Origin of the sequence: Cohnella sp. WQ 127256 (assembly GCF_024519285.1) — a bacterium.
Classification (GTDB): domain Bacteria; phylum Bacillota; class Bacilli; order Paenibacillales; family Paenibacillaceae; genus Cohnella.
Genome location: NZ_JAMZCY010000001.1, coordinates 1093228 through 1109469, shown reverse-complemented (window position 1 = coordinate 1109469; position 16242 = coordinate 1093228). Strand labels below are relative to the sequence as shown.

General features: G+C 45.5%; 16 protein-coding genes. 5 read left to right on the top strand and 11 right to left on the bottom strand.

Annotated features, from left to right (window positions below; genetic code table 11):
- Positions 1-4 precede the first annotated feature (4 nt).
- Both M1K58_RS04775 and M1K58_RS04770 read right to left on the bottom strand, forming a co-directional pair.
- Positions 5-1969: a tetratricopeptide repeat protein gene (locus tag M1K58_RS04775; RefSeq protein ID WP_256757514.1), complete on the bottom strand. Its 1965-nt coding sequence runs from the start codon at positions 1967-1969 to the stop codon at positions 5-7.
- Between the two features lie 51 nt (positions 1970-2020).
- A complete protein-coding gene (locus M1K58_RS04770; RefSeq protein WP_256757513.1) occupies positions 2021-2545 on the bottom strand; it encodes an ADP-heptose synthase in 525 nt (174 codons plus the stop codon).
- A 145-nt stretch (positions 2546-2690) separates the two neighbouring features.
- Between M1K58_RS04770 and M1K58_RS04765 the strand changes: the two genes are divergently transcribed.
- The gene (locus M1K58_RS04765) at positions 2691-3203 is read left to right on the top strand and encodes a hypothetical protein (protein WP_256757512.1); all 513 of its coding nucleotides are present in this window, start codon (positions 2691-2693) and stop codon (positions 3201-3203) included.
- Here M1K58_RS04765 and M1K58_RS04760 read toward each other — a convergent pair.
- Positions 3184-4071 carry a LysR family transcriptional regulator gene (locus tag M1K58_RS04760; protein ID WP_256757511.1) on the bottom strand — a complete coding sequence of 296 codons (888 nt, stop codon included), beginning with the start codon at positions 4069-4071 and terminating at the stop codon, positions 3184-3186. The genes M1K58_RS04765 and M1K58_RS04760 overlap by 20 nt on opposite strands.
- Positions 4072-4195: 124 nt before the next feature.
- Here M1K58_RS04760 and M1K58_RS04755 point away from each other — a divergent pair, with 124 nt between their 5' ends.
- The gene (locus M1K58_RS04755) at positions 4196-5614 is read left to right on the top strand and encodes an MFS transporter (RefSeq protein WP_372339129.1); all 1419 of its coding nucleotides are present in this window, start codon (positions 4196-4198) and stop codon (positions 5612-5614) included.
- A gap of 118 nt (positions 5615-5732) precedes the next feature.
- Positions 5733-6677 carry a serine hydrolase domain-containing protein gene (locus M1K58_RS04750; RefSeq protein ID WP_256757510.1) on the top strand — a complete coding sequence of 315 codons (945 nt, stop codon included), beginning with the start codon at positions 5733-5735 and terminating at the stop codon, positions 6675-6677.
- 59 nt (positions 6678-6736) lie between these two features.
- Here the strand turns inward: M1K58_RS04750 and M1K58_RS04745 are convergent, their stop codons facing one another.
- From M1K58_RS04745 to M1K58_RS04720, 6 genes are all read right to left on the bottom strand, one after another.
- A complete protein-coding gene (locus M1K58_RS04745; RefSeq protein ID WP_256757509.1) occupies positions 6737-7036 on the bottom strand; it encodes a hypothetical protein in 300 nt (99 codons plus the stop codon).
- Positions 7037-7054: 18 nt separating this feature from the next.
- Entirely contained in the window at positions 7055-9364 is a 2310-nt protein-coding gene (locus M1K58_RS04740) for a thiamine pyrophosphate-dependent enzyme (protein WP_256757508.1), read from the bottom strand.
- A 53-nt stretch (positions 9365-9417) separates the two neighbouring features.
- On the bottom strand, positions 9418-10422 hold the full coding sequence (locus M1K58_RS04735; RefSeq protein WP_256757507.1) for a 2-oxoacid:acceptor oxidoreductase family protein: 1005 nt from the start codon (positions 10420-10422) through the stop codon (positions 9418-9420).
- A 137-nt stretch (positions 10423-10559) separates the two neighbouring features.
- Complete coding sequence (locus tag M1K58_RS04730) at positions 10560-11477, bottom strand: polysaccharide deacetylase family protein (RefSeq protein ID WP_256757506.1); 918 nt, start codon at positions 11475-11477, stop codon at positions 10560-10562.
- A 152-nt stretch (positions 11478-11629) separates the two neighbouring features.
- Positions 11630-12652 carry a GNAT family N-acetyltransferase gene (locus M1K58_RS04725; protein WP_256757505.1) on the bottom strand — a complete coding sequence of 341 codons (1023 nt, stop codon included), beginning with the start codon at positions 12650-12652 and terminating at the stop codon, positions 11630-11632.
- A gap of 326 nt (positions 12653-12978) precedes the next feature.
- Positions 12979-13656, bottom strand: a complete 678-nt coding sequence (locus tag M1K58_RS04720; protein ID WP_256757504.1) for an MOSC domain-containing protein — start codon at positions 13654-13656, stop codon at positions 12979-12981.
- Positions 13657-13762: 106 nt separating this feature from the next.
- Between M1K58_RS04720 and M1K58_RS04715 the strand changes: the two genes are divergently transcribed.
- On the top strand, positions 13763-13900 hold the full coding sequence (locus M1K58_RS04715) for a DUF6254 family protein (protein ID WP_256757503.1): 138 nt from the start codon (positions 13763-13765) through the stop codon (positions 13898-13900).
- Positions 13901-13990: 90 nt separating this feature from the next.
- On the opposite strand, the gene M1K58_RS04710 is transcribed toward M1K58_RS04715, so the two are convergent.
- Positions 13991-14719 carry a phosphonate ABC transporter ATP-binding protein gene (locus M1K58_RS04710; RefSeq protein WP_256757502.1) on the bottom strand — a complete coding sequence of 243 codons (729 nt, stop codon included), beginning with the start codon at positions 14717-14719 and terminating at the stop codon, positions 13991-13993.
- A gap of 406 nt (positions 14720-15125) precedes the next feature.
- The gene (locus M1K58_RS04705; protein ID WP_256757501.1) at positions 15126-15263 is read right to left on the bottom strand and encodes a hypothetical protein; all 138 of its coding nucleotides are present in this window, start codon (positions 15261-15263) and stop codon (positions 15126-15128) included.
- Positions 15264-15465: 202 nt separating this feature from the next.
- On the opposite strand from M1K58_RS04705, the gene M1K58_RS04700 reads away from it, so the two are divergent.
- Positions 15466-16218 (top strand): HAD family hydrolase, encoded by a 753-nt coding sequence (locus tag M1K58_RS04700; RefSeq protein ID WP_256757500.1) that lies wholly within the window; start codon positions 15466-15468, stop codon positions 16216-16218.
- The last annotated feature ends 24 nt before the right edge of the window (positions 16219-16242 follow it).

Genomic DNA, 16242 nt, shown 5'->3' with positions numbered 1-16242 from the left:
CTCCTCAAGATAAATATTGGCTGTTCCCATATACGAGCAGAAATTGCTTCTTCGCACGTTCCCGCATTTCGTCATCGAAGCCGCGAATGTCATTTAACAGAGCAAATCGATCCCCTTGCGGCTTCTCTCCTCCAGCATACAGCAACCACTGAGCTAAATCATCTGACGCTCTTGTTCTGTCAAATGAATGGTGATACCATATCGAGGCTCGCTCCAGATACGCTGGAGCATCGAACGGACTTAGCTCGATCACTTTTGTGAAAGAGGACATTGCATCATCATGACGGTCGAGATGCTTATAGATCAAACCCAAATTGTAATACCCTTGCGAATCCTCCGGCATCAGCTCGGAATACGTGAGCGAATCCACAAGCGCTGCCTCATGATCATCCAATCGATATTGAATTAACCCTCTTAACCATGTCAAACGTGCATTACTTGAATTAAGCTGTAGCCCCCGATTACAATCCTCTAATGCCTCAGTTAGCCTATCGGCCGCAAAACGACAACGAGCCCTTCGGTCATAGATTTGCGGGTTATCCGGCTCCATCCCTAATGCTCGTGAATATTCAGCTTCAGCAAAATCCCAATTGCCCATCCCAACATAGAGCTCTCCAAGTGCATAAGCGGTCTTGCTTTCCTTAATTAAACTCTCATCTAGCTTCATCGCCGATTGAATATCAATCATCGCTTCTTCATAACGATCCTCCATGTAACGGGAGAAGCTACGACGCATATAGAAATCTGCAGTTTCACCTAGCTCAATCGCTGTTGTGTAGGCTTTATCCGCATCCGTATATCGATCCTCATCTATAGCGATTTCTGCACATTGCTTCCAATTTAACGGATCATCAGGCTCCATCTCCGTCAATTGTTCATTTTCCAGACGTGCTTCATCACCATGCCCAGACTCTCTGAGGGCATCTACTAACCAGAAACGAACAACGGTATGTTCCGGAAAAAGCTTCTTAGCTGCTTGAAGGACTCGAATAGCTTCGTCGTACAAACCTTGAATTCGGTAAATCGAGCTAAGCTCCATATAGGCTGGAAGCCATTCCGGATGATTATCCATTAAGTGTGTAAGAGCATCCGTGGCCTCAGGGTACCGTTCAAGCTGCTTCAGCAGGCTGCCTTTGCGCAGCTGTAGCTCAGGTGCAGCTGGAAACAGCTGAATGGCACTATTAATCGAAGCTAGTGCTTCGTCGATTTCACCGTTAGCTTCGTATAGCTTAGATTCAAATAATCGGAATCCGAATTCCTCTTGCGCTCCTTGGATGAAGCTGGCAACTGCGGCAAGCGAATAATTCGTCCGTTCCTTAAGATTAGCCGAGCCCAGATCACCTAGCTTCAGCCATTGCTCCTGTAGCTCTATACCTACGGAGAGAACAGCATGAGCTTCATCCAATCGGTTCAATTGTTCCAATGCTTGAGCTCTACGATAATAATAATGCGGAATCGCCTTCGCCGGGTTCGAGGTCGATTCTCGGTAGCAAGCTTCCGCTTCGATGAAGTTACCTTGCTTCATATAGACATTACCCAGCTCGTAATTCGTCGAAGCCTTGGAATCTTCTCGCCTTCTTAAAGCTTCCTTGAAATCATGTACTGCAAGCTCGTACTCCCCTCGGTCATGATGGGTGATTGCTCTTGTATACCAATAAATATAAGGCTCAGCATCAAGCTGTATAGCTGCATCTAGATCAGCTATTGCTTCCTCTTCATTCCCTAACTCATTGTAAATATGTGCTCTTCTTTCATAAGCATGTGGATGATTCGCATGCTTTAACAATTCCGTCAGTACTTCGACAGCTTGCAAGGATTTCCCACTATCGTGAAGAAGACCTGCATATTCAACCCGTTCGTCCAAAGACATCTTAGTGATGCCCCATCTTTCGTACCAACGAAGAGATTGCTGCAGCTTCTGCTGTTTATGCAGTCTTTTTGCCATCCAACGGGCAAATGAGTTAACCAAAGGCATCTCCTCCAATTGACGCAAAAGCTGCCGAGACTCTCGGCAGCTTCATTATTCCGTGTACTCACCCGGAGTCTCTATATCCTCTTCGATAGCAAATTCGAAATCATCAATGTCGAATAATTGTACCGGAATCGCGCTTTGTATGACTTTATCTTGAAATTCTACTTGATCGGTCAATACTGGACATTGTAAGCGTAGTGACAATAGAATGATTTCTGTTTCTATCGGATCAAACAGCTCTCCATATTGCATGTTCTCTGCTGCATTCACAATAACTATCGTGACATTCTCATTAATGGGCAGAGGAGGACTTTCTCTCCACGGGGCCATGAGCGCACGTTCTAGCTTCTTTTTATTAAATGGATCTTCGAAATAACTGATCATCTCACCAATCTTAGTTTTCACATAGGCATCGTCCTCCGCCTCCGGCATAACCGGCTCGGGACTATCCTTCATATCATAGAGCTCCATCACCGATGTATAGGGTATCCTGTATTCGACAGGACGTTTCGGCAGAAGCAGTTGCCCGTAGATGGCGATCATAACAGCCTCAATGACAAAACGCCGACTCATCTTAAGTGTTTCCCTCCCATAAAGCTATCCACTGTCTTACGCATTGTTTCTCATTATATCATAAAAAACTGGGAGTAATGCCACACCATACGGTATAATATTCGAAGAATGTTTCCAAATTATCTCTGTTAAGGGGCTGTCAGGGATGTCTGAGTTAACCTTTGACCATTATATGCAGATCACACAGGAACAATCTGAACTTACGTTCAAAACCGCAATAGAAGCTGCAGGTTATTTCACCTTTTACACTTTTATAGAAGATTTCCGTATGGGATTGAAAACCTACTCCGATGATCACCAAGCTATCTATCGTTTGAAGCTGGATCATGCACGTACTCTGTTCCCCACTCCAGAGCGTTTCAGTCCATCTCTATTCGCAATCTGGGACGAATTTGATTTGATCTTTACTTGCAAAAATGAAGTGTTGGATAAAATTCCAGCTTCTCGCAGAGATGGAGAATGGCAAATCCTACTCGATAACCCTTTCTCCCATCAGCAGGTCGTCTGTTATCCAAGTCTCGTTTTCCTCGAAGCCGCATATATGTATGGGTATTTCCAGCGCGAGCTCAAGCCTAACGAAATTTTGAGGCTGCAGAAGGTAACGGAGTTAATGTTTACGAATGGTCTTAAAGAAGCTTCTATCTTGCCTGAGCTTTAGTATAATGTTCGACAACATAATCACGAAACGTACGCGCTGCCTTTGACAGGTAGCGCTTTTTCAACCATACCATTTGTAAGGTCCATTCACAGACAGGCTCCTCAATATGCAGCAGTTGAAGTGAAGAATTATCGTACTTTGCAGATGCTGGAAGAAAAGCAACGCCAAGCCCCGTTCGAACCAAGCTTCCTATTGTCGATGGCTCGTCGCTCTCACAAACAATATTCGGATTAAACCCCGCTTGCCTACAAAACGAATCGCTCAACTCACGCAAGCTATTCCCTGCTTTTAGGCTAATGAAAGATTCATGTGCAACCTCATCCAAGTGAATGCTGTTGCGGCCTGACAGTCGATGCTGGGATGGGACAGCCAATAAAATCTCTTCATTAAGCAAAGGTAACCCACCAAGAACCGCTTCCATATCAGGTGTTGATGTCGTAAAGCAAAAATCAACCTCACCACTTTTTATTTGCTGCAGCTTCACTTCTTCGGTCGATGTTTGTGTGATGTGGAAGCGAACATGAGGATGAATAGAAACAAATGGTTCAAGCAGCTCGGAAAATTTCGATAAAGTCGTCACGACTAATGAAATGCTTCCACGCTCCATTCCCGCCATATCCAAAGCTTCACGTTTTCCTTCATCTAATGCAGTCAGCGCTATATTTACTTTCTCTAAATAAGCTTTTCCATACGCATTAAGTCGGATCTGTCGCCCATTGCGGTCGAATAAAGGTACTCCAATTTCCTTCTCTAGCCGTGCGATTGTCAAGCTTAATGCGGGTTGCGCAACATGAAGCTCATTCGCTGCATTCGTCATATGCTCCAATCGGGCAACGGTCTGGAAATATTGGAGATGTAGTAAATCCATTAGGGGATCTAACCTCCTCTTATATCTAAATCATTATCATTATATATCAATATATATATTTTTATTAATGAGACTTTAAACTTACACTAGGGAAGTGACTTTGATTCGATAGTGAAAATGAACAATTCGGATAACACTATGCACGCACAAGGAGGCATTTGTCATAGCTACCACAACCAGAAACATTCAGAGGATTCCATGGATTGTCGCACTCGGTATACTTCTAAATCCACTAAACTCCTCTATGATCGCAGTTGCACTATTACGCATCGGTTCGGGCTTCGAAATCAGTATTTCAACCGTGACGTGGCTCATTTCGACTTATTTCTTAGCTGCAGCAATCGGTCAGCCCCTAATGGGTAGACTTGCCGACTTGTTCGGTCCCCGTCGTATTTTTGTTATTGGATTAGCGCTAGTAGGGATTAGTAGCTTACTTTCCCCTTGGGTCCCCTCCTTCGGTTGGCTGCTCGCTTTGCGGGTCGTACAAGCGTTGGGTGCATCTGCTGCTTATCCAGCTGGGTTATCGATTATTCGCTCAATGGACCAAACTCTTAATGATGGACAAGTTAAGGCTTCTGCTTCGGCACTAGGCATCATCTCAATTTGTTCTAACGTAACTGCTGCACTCGGACCTGTTCTTGGTGGTTTCTTGGTTGCTATGGCAGGCTGGCAAGCCATCTTCTGGGTTAACGTACCGATTGTATTAATGGCATTAATTATTGCTTTGAAGTGGCTTCCTGCCGATCAACTCAATTCTTCAGAGGACAATCGTAAGGGTAAAGGAATGCTCCATCTTATAGATTTACCAGGGATCGTGTTATTCAGTGGATTACTTACAAGTCTTATGTTTTTTCTTTTATCGTTATCTGACAGTCCACAATGGGGTTGGCTGATCGCTGTTCCAATCGTCGGTGCACTCTTGATTTACCGAGAGTTGCATACGGACAAGCCCTTTATTAATGTTAGAATGCTAGCGTCTAATCGACGGATGGTTTCCGTCTTTGCTCAGTTCGCTTGCTTAAATATCGTCTTCTACTCTCTGTTCTTTAGTTTACCGATGTGGTTAGAGCAGGTCAGGGGATATGAACCCCAATATTCAGGTTTATTGATGCTTCCCTTCGCCGGAATTGGAATATTGACCACTCCGTTAGCTGTTCGAATCATTAAGAAGTCAGGCCATCGACAATCTATCGTCATCGGTAATATTGTTCTGGTTTTAGGAACGCTTCTCTTGCTCCTCCTCGAACCAGGTTCACCCGTAGCATTCATTCTCATAGTTGCTGCTGTCATCGGCATTCCCAACGGATTTAACAATATGGGATTGCAGACGGCTCTGTACAGCAACACGAAACCTGAACATACTGGAGCAGCCTTCGGACTATTCCAAACGTTCCGTTCGTTAGGTAGCATTTTATCTACGAGCTTACTCGGACTCGTCTTCAGCGGTACAGTAACGACTGCAGGCTTGCACACCATCGCATTAATTGCTGCAGTGATCAGTGTTGCGTTACTTGCTGTCAGCCTTTCTCGTCGGCTTACGTGACAAATCACGATTTGCCCCTCTAGTTCAAAATCATCTTGGATTAGGTTAGACTGATCATGAGACAATAGTACACAAACAACCGATCTCATCTGCTTCTACTTACAGATTGGAGCCTTACATGACGAACTCTACCTTCCAACTCTCATCATTGAACCTTGATCTGTTAACCCAGAAAGTGAACACATCAAAAATCGACTACTGCGAGGTTCGTCTTCGTGATCAGGTCATTTTCACGCATGAACGGAATGCGCAATCCAAAGATAATCTGCACAAAATCAATTCCATTACGAAAAGCGTGCTCTCCCTTCTCATCGGAATTGCCATCGAACGTGGAGAGCTTCCCAGTATTCAAACCTCGATAGCACAGTACTTCCCTGAAGCCTTAGAGGAATCCAAAGAGGATGTCACGATTGAGAATCTCCTCACCATGACGCCGGGTTGGGATTGGCCGGAGATGGGCGACTGGGGCGGTCTTCCGAAACCGATGATCAATAGTCCTGATTGGGTTAAATATATTTTATCGCGTCCAATGAAATATTCTCCAGGCAAGCGAATGTTCTATGATTCGGGAAGTTCACACCTCTTAAGCGCGATTGTGCAGAAAATATCGGGGATGACAACTGCGGATTATGCGGAGAAGTATTTATTCAAGCCACTAGGAATCGAGCAGTATCGGTGGCATTCCGACGCCAAAGGCATCTCTATTGGAGGCTTTGGACTGGAGCTGAAAGCGCCTGATCTCATGAAAATCGGACAACTGATGCTACATAAAGGAAGATGGAATAACGAACAACTCGTGCCGGAGCATTGGGTGACGAAGAGTACGACAGCACACCATCATACCTACGATCACATTGGCTCCTATGGGTATCACTGGTGGATCATGGCAAGCGATGACAAACCGATCTCCCCTGCTATTTACTTCGCTATGGGCTACGGAGGACAGTATATCTTCGTCATTCCCGAGCATGAGTTGATCGTCACCTTTGCTAGTACATTATACAAGCACACGTTTCTCCCCTATCGGCTGTTCAAGCAATTCGTAGGAATCGAGATGAACTAAAAACAAGCGTCCTAGGGTATAAACATCCCGAGACGCTTGTTTTATGACTACCTTCGAATCTATTCAACTACCCCAATAACCCCATCCCGATAGTACACCACTCTTCGCTGATCGTTGCGAAGCTTAACGTTAGCCATTTTCACCTCATGCTCCGACAGCTCCAATGGCTCCCAATCGCTCACATTTCCCGCTTCATCACTAGGAGTAATGCCCGCTTCCGCCAAAGCCTCGCTAATCTCACGAGGACCGGGCAACTGCTGCTCCCATAACAGAATTCCGTAATAGGCCAGCTTATAACCATTTCTCTGAACGCAGGAGAGTATCGTACCACTCGTTGCATGCTTTATCACATAAGGCACGGCTCCCAACCCCCATTCTTATAAATAAGGATTTTCGTGCTTCGCTTTAAGCTTATTCCAACGACGTTCGATCTCATTTTCAAACTCCCGAAGCGTTTCCGTATACTCTGGCTTTGTTAGATGCTTCGTCTTGCCCATCATCTTCAACCAATCCACGACAGGCACTCGTTTCCCCTTATCTTCAGGGTTATACGTGATTGTTGTTATTCCTTTCTCCACTTCATAGAGCGGGAAGAAGCAGCTATTAACCGCATTATCGATAATATCAGCGCCGTCCTTATCCTCGGAAAGCCAGTTTAATGGACAAGTGATCAGGATCTTACCATACACCAATCCGATGTTCTGTGCGTACCATTGGGCTTTTGCGCCTTTACGTACGAGATCCTGTGGACTTGCTTCGCTTCCCGTAAACACGTACGGAATGTTTGTTGCCGCCATAATCTGCGCCGTGTCCTTGTGGTGGAACACTTTACCGCCCTGATTTTTACCAACGTTAGATGTCGAAGTCCGGTGACCCATCGGAGTGGAATAAGAGAGTTGTGCACCTGTGTTCATATAGCCTTCGTTATCGTACTCCAGAATGATCATCTTATGGTTACGAAGCGCTGCTCCGATCGCAGGCCCCATTCCGATATCCATCCCACCGTCGCCCGTGATCATCACGAAGGTGAAGTCGTCCTTTAAGCCATATTCGTCCAGCTCTCCGCGACGTTTACGCTCATGGAACATCTCAACGACACCAGACATCGTTGCTGCACCATTCTGGAAAAGGTTATGGATGTATGTGGCTTTATGCGCCGAGTAAGGATATCCAGTCGTAACGACCATTGCACAACCGGTATGGAACAAGGCAACGATGTCACCCTCGATTCCCTTGAAAAATAGCTCCAAGCCAGAGAAAATACCACACCCAGGACATGCACCATGACCCGGTGCAATCCTCTTCGGCTTCTTGGTCAAGGAACGAAGAGGTGGAATCCGCACATTGATTTTACCTGTTGCCTCATCCGGAGTAACGGTTATGAGTCCTGTTTTCAAGTCCTCGTATTTCATCGGCTCAAGCACCCGCTTAGGTGCCTTGTCCGGATCTCCCGCCGTAATGCCATGATAATCATAAGGCTTCTCAACAAAGCCCTTCTCCATCGCATCGATAGCGAACTCGAACATGGCCAAGCCATCCTCCGCATAGAAGTCTTTGCCACCTAGACCATAGATCCGGCTAATGACCAATGTCGTGGAGTTCCCATACTGTTGTAACGCAGCACGAACCTCCATGACCATGTTACCGCCATGACCGCCGTAAGAATCTGAACGATCACCGACAGTGACAGCCTTCACGTTCTTCAGCGCTTCTGTAATCGCTTTGGCAGGGAACGGTCGAATAATATTCGGAGAGATCGCTCCCGCTTTAATCCCTTGAGCACGTAGCTGATCGACGACATCCTTAATGATCTCCGATGAAGAATTCAGTAGGAATACAGCGACCTCTGCATCTTCCATTTGATAAAGCTCCAGAATCGGATACTCTCTGCCGGTAAGCGCTGCATATTCCTTCTGAATCCGGTCAAATACACCTTCTGCACGATACATGGCTAAGCTCTGCTGGTAACAGTTGTTAATATAATCCGGTTCATTCATGTACGGTCCAACGGTAATTGGATTGTTACGGTCAAGCACATGCTTGAAGCCTTCCGGAGGGCGTTCACCGACGAACTTCTGAACATCCTCCTTATGCGTGAAGGTCATGACACGACGCTTCTGATGGCTTGTGAAGTATCCGTCAGATGCGACTAGAACGGGCAGTCTGACTTCAGGGTCCTCTGCAAGCTTAAGCGCGATGATGTTCATATCGTATACGGCTTGGGGATCACGGCAAAGCACGATCGGCCAGCCTGTATTAAGTGCAAAATATAAATCCGAATGATCTCCGTGAATATCCAAGGGTCCGGATACGGAGCGGCATACGAGATTCATAACCATCGGGAAACGTGTACCCGATTGGACAGGCATCTGCTCCAACATGTACAAGTAACCGTTTGCAGAAGTCGCATTAAATACGCGCCCGCCTGCAGTTGAGGCCCCATAACATACACCCGCTGAGCCATGCTCTCCATCCGCAGGGATTAAGACAATATCGTGCTGACCATTCGCTTTCATGAGATCGAGAAATTGAGCCACTTCCGTCGATGGTGAAATCGGGAAATACCCCATGACATGATAGTTAATCTGGTGTGCGGCATAAGCGGCCATCTCGTTGCCTGATTCATAGACGATTCGTTGCTCCACAGTGCCTTGCGAGCCTGTTTCCTTGCGCATGTCGATCGACATTTCAGAGTCCACCTTCCCTATCGTTTCTCGTTGATCGAAATTAAATCCATCTCTTAAATAGCTAAGTGAAATTTATGTGGAACGCGATTCCCGTCGGCATATCCATCTTCTTCTAACTCCGAAGAAAGAGCATCCGTCGGACAAGCTTGAACGCACTTTAGACAGCCTTTGCAATATTGATAATCAATGCCCTGTAGGAACATTTGCGGGCGACCCTTCTTATCCTCTTGTTCCTCCCATACGAAGCAGAAATCAGGACAAACATTGTCGCAAGCTGCACAGTGAATACACTTATCATCTGCGAAGTGAGGCATCATTCCCGCACGAGAAATACTTAGGTCCTTCAAGATACTGTTACCTGGATTTACCACGATGCCACCGATTGGCTGAGTCTCGTAACCTAGCGTAGGGGTGTCCATCCGTGTATAAGATGGCATAGAGTCTCCCTCAGTTAACGAATACGTTTGGAATTGGACCTCGTCATACCCGCGCTGGAATGTATTTAAAGCTGGTTGCACAGAGGCTGGATATTTTTTCTCGAGTGATTTACGAATAACACCCTTCATGAACTCCACATCTAGAAAAGGACATAAGCGGAACAGTCCGCCTAACATGGCCATGTTCACGCGATTGTTCTCATCCATAGAGATTCCTGTCGCGTCAACAACCGCAATGATGCCGCCCTTCAGCTTAAGCTGGTCTTTGAGTTGGTCTGTCGATTTCTTGGAGTTGACTAGCACGATGCTATCTTCGTGCATTCCGGAAATAACGTTGATCGTCTTGGATAGGTTTTCATGAAAAATGCCGATGACATGCGGTCTTTCAACAGGAGAAGTATCCCGAATCCGCGTATTAATATCGCAGAATCGAATATGCGCCTTAACCGGAGAACCTTTCTTCTCCGAGCCATAGGAGCTGAAGCTTACCCCGTTCAAACCGGCTCCCATCACTCCCGCTTCCGCCAGCATTTTGCCTGCCAGGTTGGCACCTAGCCCACCGATGGACTCCAGACGAATTTCAAAAAAGCCGAGCTCGTTTACCTTAGGCAGTATGACCATGTCGTGAGTAATCCCCTTTCGCACTCTAGTGGAGGAAAATTCTGAAAATTGGCAATACATAAACATTAATTATTTCGCCAGTATATCGAAGAATTCCTCCTATAGATGTGTAAAACCAACAATTTTTGTTATCTTTCTCATAGGGATAAGCTCGATTGCAGTTTTTGTAGTTCTTTCCACCCTATTAATCTGATCTGTTCATCCGCTAATACGTTTTTTACATCTGGATCTTTCCAGAAGCGCAGCTCCATCGCCCGTTTCTCAGGATGACCGTGGAAGGAACATAGTTCATCCGTTAGCCGCGAAGGATGTGAAATCCATTCTGTAACTCCCGTAAGTAAATTTCGTAACAGCTCAACACCTTCCATTTTCACATCCTCATACGTTCCACCAGCATTCAGATCGAATTCCGGTCCTATAACGTAGTCGGGCAAAATAATCCCACGATCATCCGCTTGACGGACTCTGATCTTCGCACGTTGTTCCAGTTCAGTTGGAATCATTCTGCCCCCTACTGGCATTAACTTGCGAGGCAGGCGGAATGGCAATCCATATCGTGCGCAAATATCGAATACAATCGGAAGCAAATCCCTCCCCGAATGAAATCCGTATAAGCTCCCCATATGATTGTCTGCGTGCGTTAAGGATAAGCCTGCATGAAGTGCGGCTTCCGTCTGGGCGATCAATTCATAACGAACCTCATCTGGGTCGGCTTTCCTCTCTACTTCAACAATCGTTTCCGGGAACCATCCATCTGCATGGGTCAGTGAAAGAGTTGATTTCCCTCTACATAGCGGACCCCATTTATATTTAGGCCATTCACTCGTTAATGTCCAATGAACACCGACATCCGCGTCAGGAATGGTATTTACAATTCGTGCTGCCGCATCCGCAGACCAAGGACAGTTCATCATGATGGTGGTAGAGCTAATCGCCTTGTCCGATAGCAGCTCAGCGACTGTCTCATTCACACTTTCACAAAGCCCATAATCGTCGGCATTTATGATTATTAACTTTTCCTCTTTTCCATACCCCAAACGCTGTGCAGTGTTCACATTCTATCGCCTCCCTACACCTATTGTATGTTCAAATTGATCATGGATTGACTCTAGTTGTCTAGCTTTGTGAGGTATCTTTCCTCTAGACAAATAAAGCGATATCCGAACGGATAACCGCCGCATATCGCTTTATTCATTTTTAATCGTTTTTAACGAATGATTTTACGCAGAAAAACATTTCCTTCAAAGCTTGGCCCATATACATCCGGAAGCGTAGCGACAGGGATAAAGCCATTCTTCCCATAGAAAGCGATAACATCATAATCCTCTGCGTATGTCATCATGAACAAGCAATAAACTCCCCTTACCTTCGCGAAGTCCTCTGCATACTTGAGTAGGATAGAACCGACTCCATGTCGTCTAGCCGCCATACTAACACCAATATGAAGGACCTCTGCTCTAGCGCCTAACGCATCAATCCCTTCTGGTGCTTCTTCGTGCAAAATCGCAATGATCCCAAATCGTTCCTCATTTTGCGAATCATGATAAACAAAAATCTCTGCGCCTCTGTCATAGTAACTACGAATTCGATTACGCAACCAACGCTCATGACTCGGGTTCCTTCTGTCTAATTGGGTGTGCTCCACCTCTGCCATTAGGTCTAAATAGGGGTCAATTTCTGCCAAGCTGACTGGTTTGATAGGGTTTCTCACTAAAGTAAAGTAATCATAATCCGCTTTGTCAGATAACGTAATGCGCCTTAGCTTCTTAAAACCTGCCTTCTCGATCACTCTAATTGATGCTTTATTGAATGGCTTAACAATGGCAACGATTTGCTCAAGCAATGAGTGATTTAATATATGAGAAACCATACCTATTACCGCTTCCGTTGCAAATCCTTGGTTTCTGTAATCCTTAGAAAGAGCATAGGCGACTTCTCTATCAGCTTCATTTAACATATCGTTAGGAAACACACCGCACCATCCGATTAACTGCTTATCCTCTCTATGTTCCATAGCTAGTAGTATTCTCACATCACCTGGATTGAAGGTTTCATAAGATGAAATAACAAAGTCGAGAAAATCATCTAATTGTTGCTCGGTCATATTCCAGTCTGGAAGGATATCTGTTATTTCTGTCTGTCGTGTCAGTTCAAACAAAGCTGAAGCATCTTCTTTAGTAAATGGTCTAAGGGTTAATTCATTCGTGTCAAAACGATGGGATCTGCTCATCTATTATTCGCTCCTCGAAAGCTGTTATTTAAATAAAAAGAAGCGGAGTGCCCCAAATAGGCACTCCGCAAGTAAATTCAATTCTCGCTAAAGTACTTGTAATGGGTCAAAAGGGCACAAAAATCCCGTTAATCTGAACAGGTTTTTCATACATCTTCGGAAACTCCAATTACAAGATAGCTGGCATACAGTTGAATTCCCCTTCCAAATCATAACTAAGACCACTTTAGCATCCGTAGGTTCCAATGTAAATAGATCGGTCGATCCCACCTTTGACGGTATCCTCTTCGTTCAGGACAGACGGCTGCCAAACCAAATAGCACTTTCTATTGTTCTGCCTGAAGCCTTTCCAATCTACTCGTAAATGTCTTCACCCAGCTAGCGGACAAGGCATCTACCGCGAGGACCCGACGGATTCCTTCGAGATCATTTTTATCTTTATGCATGACCCGGTTTGCTTCCGCAACAGATATTCCGGCTGGGTGAAATTGCTGTAGCCTCAATTCGTCCCCTGTCTTCACTTCACCGTTCTGAAGGACACGGAAATAGAACCCCGTCTCCCCACTCTCCGTTACGAGCAGCGGGAGATCATCCAATCCCCAGCGCATCGCGAGCTTCCAGCACGGCTGACGTGGCTGACTGATTTGAACGACAGCAGAACCCACGTGGAAAATATCGCCAACATGTACATCCTTTTCGCTCATACGCGCAACAGTGAAGTTTTCACCGAAGGTCCCATAGGGCAGGGTACGATTAAGAACGGCTTCCCAGTGGGGATAGTAATCAAAGTTATATACGCATATCGCCTTGTCAACGCCACCATGATTCACAAGATCAGCTTGCTCGTCACCCGTAAAACCTAGCTCAGACACCGCTACCACGTGCTCAACACTATTTTTATCAATACCTGATTTCGCTTCTTTGCCTTTATATGTACCTATCTGGACCTTACCAATATTCAAGGATAGTAACGGGTATTTGGGTATTGTTACGAGTTCACCCATCTTCTCAATACTCCTTCACAGCATTCTTCGAAACTTATGTATAAGGTCTGACGACAAACGCCACGATAAGGCATGTAACACATCGCTGTTCGAAAGGTGGAACACTATGCCGACTTCCAAACGACGTAGAGAGAGCGCATGGAAAAACCGGAAGCACAACCCGCAGCCGCATGGCAAAATAACTTCCCTGCACGATCTGGCCAATGATTCAAATTCTGCAAGTAAGGCAGATCCGACCTCGTAATTACGGCGAAAAGAAACTGACGTCATCTCAGTCGCTCATCAATTAAGCTAAACGACTGGTTGTGGCGTCAGATTTTCCTTCGATCAGGGTCTAGGTCAAACGAAGCTTCTCAGAAGCCGTTAATCTTCTACCTCTAATATTGACGACCAGTCGCCCGTCCTGCATGCCCCAAATTTCATCCGCAAATTTCTCGGCTAATTCAACGCGGTGTAATGCGGCTACGATTGTCGTCCCTTTCTCGTGGCAAAGCTTCTTAAGCGTTCTCATCATTTCTTCCGAAGAGTGCGGATCTAATCCAGATACCGGTTCGTCCGCGAGCACAAGCCTAGCTCCATGAACTAAAGCGCGAGCGATCGCGATACGTTGGCGCTCGCCTCCACTCATCTTCTCCACAGACTGCTGTGCTCTTTCCATCAGTCCAACGTGCTCTAGCATGTCCATTGCACCCATATGATCATCGCTGCGCACTGAGCCCGTTATTCTGCGCCACAGAGGTGTCTGTTCAGCAGCACCTATGAGTACATTCTTGAGCGCGGTTTTTTTCTCAAATAATAATGGCTTCTGTTCCAAGAAAGCAACCTGCCTGCGAAAGCGCATTTTAGCAAGAAAACCAGCTTCCATTAAGTCCTTGCCATCCACCCTATATTCACCAGAAGTCCAAACTTCCTTTAGAGCCAATGCCTTTAAGAGTGCGGATTTACCACTTCCACTTGAACCAACAACAGCAATAAAGGTGCCTGGCTCTAAGCGAGTGTTCACGTGATCTAGTATAGTTTTCCCCTCGGGAATTTTGCGAGTTAACCCCGAAATTACGATCATAGCTGATCTATCCCTTCAATCCAATATAAATCTAGTTTAAGGCATAATGTTAACACTTGCCATACGAACAAGTGTTTGGTATAATTAAAACAAGAACAAACGTTCTATATTATGTTTCTATAGGTGGGATAATGGATGGTGAACTGTGAACATCTCCGTTACCTGGAACCTCCTAGAGGACCCAGGCCGTCTCGAGACTTAACTTTCAAATTCTACAGCGACGGGAAGCTCGTCATCATTGATAACGACACAGGGGATACAATGAACCCCCGCGAGTTAAGCGGGGGCAGCTACGACTTCTATGTTCGACAACGCATGCGTTTCATTAAGCGCAACCTTGCAGAGAAAATACTTAAATATGCGTAAGGCAGACGCTGATGAGAAGGCAATCCGCTTCTACGTTTTATTAGGGTAGATTTTTATTGATCCCATTCAAACTTGGCGGATACTGTTTCATCTTATTAATTTGAACATCTTCTTCTCTATTTCTGGCTCTGGAGTTGGCACCTTGCTCGCCCATCTTCTGACTATTCTTTTTTGCCATATGTTTTCACCCCCCAGCCCTTCGACAATCGAAGGGTTTCTTTGTAGTGTTCCTATTTCCTCTCATTTACAAACCCTTTTTCTAACGCCATAATAATAAAGAACACAAAAAAGAAACGATGCTGCCGACACATTATGACCGATCTCAGGATAATCTGATTGGAGTCGGACTTCGCAACAGAGTTAGGAGAACAGCAACCCCAATGAGCCAAAAAATCATGTTTGACCTAGATGATACATTAGTCTATTGCAATAAGTATTTTCATTTCATCCTCGATCAATTTGCGGACGAGATGACAACTTGGTTTGGTCCTTATGGCATTGCTCGTGATACGATTACGGCGAAACAAACCGAGATTGATATTGCCGGTGTACAAATCCTTGGCTTCAAGAGCGAGCATTTCCCAGAATCATTAATAGACACTTACCGATATTTTCAGAACTTAACTGGACGAAAAGGTTCCAAGCTGGAGGAGGATTCCCTTTGGAAGCTTGGGATTAGCGTCTACGAGCTTGATATCGAGCCTTATCCGATGATGGAGGAAACTTTAGATTCCCTAGCAAGCCGTGGCCATGAGCTCCACCTCTACACTGGGGGAGACACACTCATTCAAAACCGCAAAATAGAGAGCATGAAGCTTGAGCGTTATTTCCAAAATCGAATCTACGTTAGACAACACAAAAACACGGATGCCTTGGAGCAAATCTTATCCGAGGGTAGCTTTGATCGAGCAAACACATGGATGATCGGCAACTCCGTGAGAACGGATGTTCTCCCCGCTCTTCATTGTGGGATCAATGCTGTTTATTTGAAGCAGGAAACCGAATGGACCTATAACGTCATTCCGATTGACGCCAAGCCTAGCGGAGCCTTATTGACGCTTACAGAGCTCCCCCAAGTCCCTCCTGCCATCCTAGAGTACTTGAATGAAGGAAAGATGAACGTATTGGGTTAAAAAATAGGAGCTGTCTCTAGAAGG